This is a genomic window from Micrococcus sp. LASM2_SD2 (genome assembly GCF_057364565.1).
Genome location: NZ_JBNFOB010000144.1, coordinates 1 through 6,118, shown reverse-complemented (window position 1 = coordinate 6,118; position 6,118 = coordinate 1). Strand labels below are relative to the sequence as shown.

At 72.1% G+C, this 6,118-nt stretch carries 3 protein-coding genes, 1 tRNA gene and 1 pseudogene; 2 read left to right on the top strand and 3 right to left on the bottom strand.

Going from position 1 to position 6,118, the window contains the following annotated elements; genetic code table 11:
• Positions 1 to 103: 103 nt before the first annotated feature.
• On the bottom strand, positions 104 to 2,908 hold the full coding sequence (polA, locus tag AC2W7A_RS08355; protein WP_485990951.1) for a DNA polymerase I: 2,805 nt from the start codon (positions 2,906 to 2,908) through the stop codon (positions 104 to 106).
• A 40-nt stretch (positions 2,909 to 2,948) separates the two neighbouring features.
• Between polA and AC2W7A_RS08350 the strand changes: the two genes are divergently transcribed.
• The gene (locus AC2W7A_RS08350; protein WP_485990950.1) at positions 2,949 to 3,479 is read left to right on the top strand and encodes a hotdog fold thioesterase; all 531 of its coding nucleotides are present in this window, start codon (positions 2,949 to 2,951) and stop codon (positions 3,477 to 3,479) included.
• A gap of 168 nt (positions 3,480 to 3,647) precedes the next feature.
• Here the strand turns inward: AC2W7A_RS08350 and AC2W7A_RS08345 are convergent.
• A tRNA-Leu gene (locus AC2W7A_RS08345) sits at positions 3,648 to 3,729 on the bottom strand.
• Between the two features lie 167 nt (positions 3,730 to 3,896).
• Here AC2W7A_RS08345 and AC2W7A_RS08340 point away from each other — a divergent pair.
• Positions 3,897 to 4,512: pseudogene (locus tag AC2W7A_RS08340) on the top strand (ANTAR domain-containing response regulator).
• A 14-nt stretch (positions 4,513 to 4,526) separates the two neighbouring features.
• Here AC2W7A_RS08340 and pyk read toward each other — a convergent pair.
• A complete protein-coding gene (pyk, locus tag AC2W7A_RS08335) occupies positions 4,527 to 6,011 on the bottom strand; it encodes a pyruvate kinase (protein WP_485990949.1) in 1,485 nt (494 codons plus the stop codon).
• Between the last annotated feature and the right edge of the window lie 107 nt (positions 6,012 to 6,118).

The window sequence follows — 6,118 nt, the reverse complement described above, 5'->3', positions numbered from 1 at the left end:
CGCCGCGGAGGCGCCCACGATCTCCTCCCGGCGGTCCGCGGCGGAGGCGACGGCGGCACCCGGGCGCGCGGCCGTCGTCGTGGTGGTGGCGGGTGCGTTCTCGTCAGTGTGCGGCGGCATGCCAGGTCCCTCCCTGTCCGACGTGGACGTCCAGCGGCACGGAGAGCTCGGCTGCGGCCCCCATGCGCTCCTTCAGCAGTGCGGTGGCGGCCTCGAGCTCGTCGTCCGGGACCTCGAGGATCAGCTCGTCGTGGACCTGGAGGAGCAGACGCGAGCGCAGTCCCTGCTCGACCAGTCCGGCGGCGACGTCGAGCATGGCGCGCTTGATGATGTCCGCCGCGGAGCCCTGGATCGGGGCGTTGAGGGCGGCGCGCTCGGCCATGTCCCGCAGCTGGCGGTTGTCCGAGTTCAGGTCCGGCAGGTAGCGGCGGCGGCCCTCGATGGTCGCGGTGAACCCGTCTTTGCGGGCCTGGGCCACGACGTCCCGCAGGTAGTCGCGGACGCCGCCGAAGCGGTCGAAGTAGCCCTTCATGAGCGTGCGGGCCTCGTCCACGCCGATGTTCAGCTGCTTGGACAGGCCGAACGAGCTCAGCCCGTAGGCCAGGCCGTAGCTCATGGCCTTGACCTTGGCCCGCTGCTCGGCGGTCACCTCGGCCGGCTCGCAGCCGAACACCTGGGCGCCCACGAAGTCGTGCAGGTCCTCCCCGGTGCGGAACGCCTCGATCAGGCCGGCGTCCTCGGACAGGTGCGCCATGATCCGCATCTCGATCTGCGAGTAGTCCGCTGACAGCAGGGTGTGGCCCTCGCCGGCCACGAACGCCTCGCGGATGCGTCGGCCGGCGGCCGTGCGCACCGGGATGTTCTGCAGGTTCGGGTGCAGGGAGGACAGCCGCCCGGTGGCGGCCACGGTCTGCGAGTACGTCGTGTGGATGCGGCCGTCCTCGGCCACGGTCTCCAGGAGGCCGTCCACGGTCTGGCGCAGCTTCGTGGCGTCCCGGTGTGCCATGAGGTTCTCGAGGAACGGGTGGCCGGTCTGCTCCAGGAGCGAGTTCAGCGAGTCGACGTCCGTGGAGTAGCCGGTCTTCGTCTTGCGGGTCTTGGGCATGTCCAGGTGTTCGAAGAGCACGGCCTGCAGCTGTTTCGGGGAGCCCAGGTTCACCTCCATGCCGCCGGTCTCCTCCGCCACGGAGGCCCAGGCGGACTCCTTGGCGGCGTCGGCGGCCGCGGTGAAGTCGGCGCGCAGGGACTCGAGGTGCTCCCGGTCCACGGCCACGCCCTCGAGCTCCATGTCCGCCAGCAGCCGGGACAGGGGGATCTCGATCTCGCGCAGCAGGGCCTGCGCACCGCGGTCCAGCAGGCGCGGGGTGTAGTCCTCGGAGAGACGGCGCACGATCCATGCGGCGCGCACGGCGTTGCGGGCCCGGGCCGCGGCCTCGGCCGCCTCCCCGGCGCCGTCCAGGTCCAGCTCGCCCTGTGCTGTCCCCTCGACCTCCTCGGCCGGGGCCTCGAGCGGGGTGTGCAGGTCCTCGCGGGCGAGGGAGGCCAGGTCGATGTCCCGGCGGTCCGGCTGGATCAGGTAGGCGCCCAGGAACACGTCGTCCTCCACGCCGAGCAGGTCGCAGGCGCTCCCGCCCACCCCGGCGGTGCGCAGTGCCTTGAGCACGCGCTTGAGGTCGTATACGGCCTTGGTCACCGCGGCGTCCTCGAGGAGCTCGCACACGGCGGCGGCGAGGTCCTCGTCCGCCGTGGTGAGGTCCACGGCCACCGCGTCGTCCTCGGCCGCGAGGCCGAGGGCCACCGGAACGCCGTACTCGCCGGGCACGGGGACCTTGCGCCGGGGCAACAGGGCAGGACCGTCCACCTCCACGTGCACCCCGAGCAGCGTGCCGGCGTTCCGCGAGAGGAAGGCCTCGAGCCCGGCGCGGTCCGTCGCCGCCACGGCCTCCGGCGCCTGCTCGACCTCCTCGGCGGGGGCATCGGCGCCGAGCCGCTCAGAGAAGACCTCGAACACGCGCTCGCGGATGCGGTTGAACTGCAGGGAGTCGAAGAGCTCGGCGATCCTCTCCCGGTCCGGCATGGTCAGCTCCATGGCGTCGTCCGTGATCGGCAGGTCCAGGTCCCGCACGAGGGCGTTGAGCCGACGGTTGCGGCGCACGTCGTCCAGGTGCGCCCGCAGGGCCTCGCCCTTCTTGCCGGTGATCTCGTCCGCATGCTCGAGCACACCGTCCAGGTCCCCGTACTTGACGAGCCACTTGGCGGCGAAGCCGGCACCCACGCCGGGCACGCCCGGAAGGTTGTCCGCCTTCTCCCCCACCAGCGCGGCCAGGTCCGGGTAGAGGTGCGGAGGCACCCCGTACTTGGCCTCCACGTCCGCCGCCTTCATGGGCGGGATGTCCGAGACGCCCTTCTTCGGGTAGAGGACGGTGGTGGTGTCGGAGATGAGCTGGAAGGCGTCACGGTCGCCGGAGACCACGCAGGTCTCCCAGCCGGCGGCGTCGGCACGGGCCGAGAGCGTGGCCACGATGTCGTCCGCCTCGTAGCCCTCCAGGGTGAGGGTCGGGACGCCGAGGGCCTCCATGACCTTGCCGATCAGGTCGATCTGGCCGTGGAACTCCTCGGGGGTCTCGGAGCGGCCGGCCTTGTACTCCGTGTACTCCTCGGAGCGGAAGGTCGGGCCGGACAGGTCGAAGGCCACCGCCACATGGGTGGGGGCCTGCTGCCGGATCATGGTCAGCAGCATCGAGGTGAACCCGTAGACCGCGTTGGTGTGCTGGCCGGTGTCCGTGGCGAAGTTCTCGGCGGGCAGGGCGTAGAAGGCACGGAAGGCCATGGAGTGGCCGTCCAGGACCAGCAGGCGGCGGGGTGCGGTGTCCTGCGCGGTCTGCGCGGCGGTCTCGGCGCTGGGCATGATGCTCCTCTCGAGGGCTGACTGTGCAAGCCTAGTGGCCATGACCGACACCACGCGCGCCGCGGCCGACGCCGCCCACCCTCTGTCCGGATACTCCTTCTCCCCCGGCATCACCCCGGAGTTCTCCCCCGAGGACACCGAGCGCCTCGCGGACGCCGCCGGGATCCCCGCCGAGATGCGGCGGGCGCTCGGCGGCGCGGGCATCAGCCCGCTGGCCGTGAAGATGGGCATCGTCTTCGAGGAGGTCTCGGCCGAGCGCATCGTGGCCACCATGCCGGTGGCAGGCAACGAGCAGCCGGTCGGGCTGCTGCACGGAGGCGCCCACCTGGTGCTCGGCGAGACGCTCGGATCAGTGGCGGCGAAGGTCCACGCCGGCCCCGACCTGAACGTGGTGGGCATCGAGATCGGCGCCACCCACCACCGGGCGGCCGCCTCCGTGCTCGTCCGCGCGGTCGGCACCGCGCTCTCGCTGGGCCGGACCCTCGTCAGCCACGAGGTCGTCGTCTCGGACGAGCAGGGCCGCCGCCTCTCCACGGTCCGGATCACCAACATGGTGCTCCAGCCGCGCTGAGCCTCTCCCCTCCCCGGGGCGGCGGGCCGCCGGCCGTCCTCCCCGGGCCAGGCCGGCTGAGCGGACCCCTGGACCACGACGCGGCGCCTCACCCCGGCCGGGTGAGGCACCGCCGTCGTCATGTCCCCGCTCCGGCTCGGTGCCCGCTCCGTGCCGGGGGACGGACAGTGCCCGAAGTGGGACTCGAACCCACACATCTCTCGATACCGCATTTTGAGTGCGGCGTGTCTACCGATTCCACCATTCGGGCGTGGCCACGCCCACAGTACCAGCGTGGGCATGCCGCCTCGGCCGCCGTGGCCGGGCGGACTAGAGTGGACGCCACCGGCGCGCACCGCCGCGCGCCCGCACCCGTGGCCCGGGTGCGTCCCCGTCATGGTGCGCCGCGCGGCGTGCAGCAGAAGGAGCCGTCACCCGATGACCGCCGAGGACACTGCGAACACCGAGAACTCCCCCGCCGACCGGACCGCGGTCCGGGCCGTCGTCGCCGAGGACGAGGCCCTCATCCGCCTGGACATCGTCGAGTCCCTCACGCGCCGGATACGAGGTCGTCGCCGAGGCCGGCGACGGCCGTGCGGCCGTGGAGGCCGTCCGCGAGCACCGCCCGGACGTGGTGGTGATGGACGTGAAGATGCCGGTGATGGACGGGCTGTCCGCGGCCGAGGAGATCGCGTCCGGGCGCCTGGCGCCGGTCGTCATGCTTACCGCCTTCTCCCAGCGTGAGCTCGTGGAGCGGGCCCGGTCCGCCGGCGCCATGGCCTACGTGGTCAAGCCCTTCACCGAGGCGGACCTGGTGCCGGCCATCGAGCTGGCGGTCGCCCGCTTCGACGAGCTGCGCAGCCTCGAGGCGGAGGTCAAGGACCTCTCCGAGCGCTTCGAGACCCGCAAGCTCGTCGAGCGCGCGAAGGCGCTGCTGCAGTCCCACATGGACCTGTCCGAGCCGGAGGCCTTCCGGTGGGTCCAGAAGACCTCCATGGACCGCCGCCTGACGATGCGCGAGGTCGCCCAGACCGTGGTGGACCAGCTGGGCTGACGCCCGCCGGCGGCTCAGTTCTCCGCGGCGAGCTCCCACTTGCCGACCGGCTCGCGGTGCGAGTCGTCGAGGCGGCCGCCGGCGTCGTGCGGGTCCCCCACCTTGTGCACCTTCAGGGTGTTGGTGGTGCCGGCCTGTCCCGGGGGCGAGCCCGCGGCGATCACCACGAACTGGCCCTCCTCCGCGATGCCCTCGGAGAGCAGCGAACGGTCCACCTGTCCGGTCATCTCGTCCGTGGTCTCCACGAACGGCACCATCTTGGGGAACACGCCCCAGGCCAGGCAGAGGATGTTGTGCGTGTGTTCCACGTGCGTGTAGGCGTACACCGGCTGCTTCGGGCGCAGGCGCGAGATCCGGCGCGCGGAGTCGCCGGTGCGGGTGAAGGTCGCCAGGAACGGGATGTCCAGCTGCTGGGCGATGTCCACGGCCGCACGGGTGATGGCCCCGCCGCGGGTGCGCGGCTGGGCGGTCAGCGGGTCGATCCGCTCCAGGCCGTTGGTCTCCGTGGACTCGATGATGCGCGCCATCGTCTGCACGGTCTCCACCGGGTAGGCGCCCACCGAGGTCTCCCCGGAGAGCATGACCGCGTCCGCGCCGTCCAGCACGGCGTTGGCGCAGTCCGAGGCCTCCGCACGGGTCGGCCGGGGGTTCTCGATCATGGACTCCAGCACCTGCGTGGCCACGATGATGGGCTTGGCCCACCGACGGGCGAGCTCGATCGCGCGCTTCTGGACCACGGGGACGTCCTCGAGGGGCAGTTCCACGCCCAGGTCACCGCGGGCCACCATGACTGCGTCGAACGCGTCCACGATGGCCTCCAGGTTCTCCACCGCCTGCGGCTTCTCGATCTTCGCGATCACGGGGATCCGGCGTTCCTCCTCGTCCATGATCTCGTGGACGCGGGCGACGTCGGCGGCGTCACGGACGAAGGACAGGGCGATCATGTCCACGCCGATGCGCAGCGCCCAGCGCAGGTCGTCCTCGTCCTTCCGGGACAGGGCGGGCACGTTCACGGCCACGCCCGGCAGGTTGATGCCCTTGTGGTCGGACACGGCGCCGCCGACCTCGACCTCGGTCACGACGTCCGTGTCCGTGACCTCGACGGCCCGCAGGCGGACCTTGCCGTCGTCCACCAGCAGCACGTCGCCGGGGGCGACGTCCCCCGGCAGGCCCCTGTGGGTGGTGCCGCAGAGCTCGGCGGTGCCCTCGACCTCCCGGGTGGTGACGGTGAAGCGGTCCCCCTCCTCGAGGTGGTGCGGGCCGTCGGCGAAGCGGCCGAGGCGGATCTTCGGCCCCTGCAGGTCCGCGAAGATCGCCACCGGGTGCTTCACCTCCACGGCGAGGCGGCGGACCCGTTCGTAGGCGATCTCATGCACGGCGTGGTCGCCGTGGCTCATGTTCAGTCGGGCGACGTCGACGCCGGACTCGATGAGTCGGCGGGTCACGTCGTCGGAGTCGGTGGCGGGTCCGAAGGTGGCAATGATCTTCGCGTGGCGCATACGGTCAGCCTACGTTTCGTGGCGGGGTCGGGTCACCGCCCGCGCGCGGGCGGAGTTCGCCCGCCGCCGAAGACGGCGGCGACGGCCGCCGCACCGGGTCGCGCCGG

Coding starts and splice junctions, on each gene's coding strand:
- polA (WP_485990951.1), bottom strand. CDS start 2,908: ATGCCCAGCGCCGAGACCGCCGCGCAGACCGCGCAGGACACCGCACCC.
- AC2W7A_RS08350 (WP_485990950.1), top strand. CDS start 2,949: ATGACCGACACCACGCGCGCCGCGGCCGACGCCGCCCACCCTCTGTCC.
- pyk (WP_485990949.1), bottom strand. CDS start 6,011: ATGCGCCACGCGAAGATCATTGCCACCTTCGGACCCGCCACCGACTCC.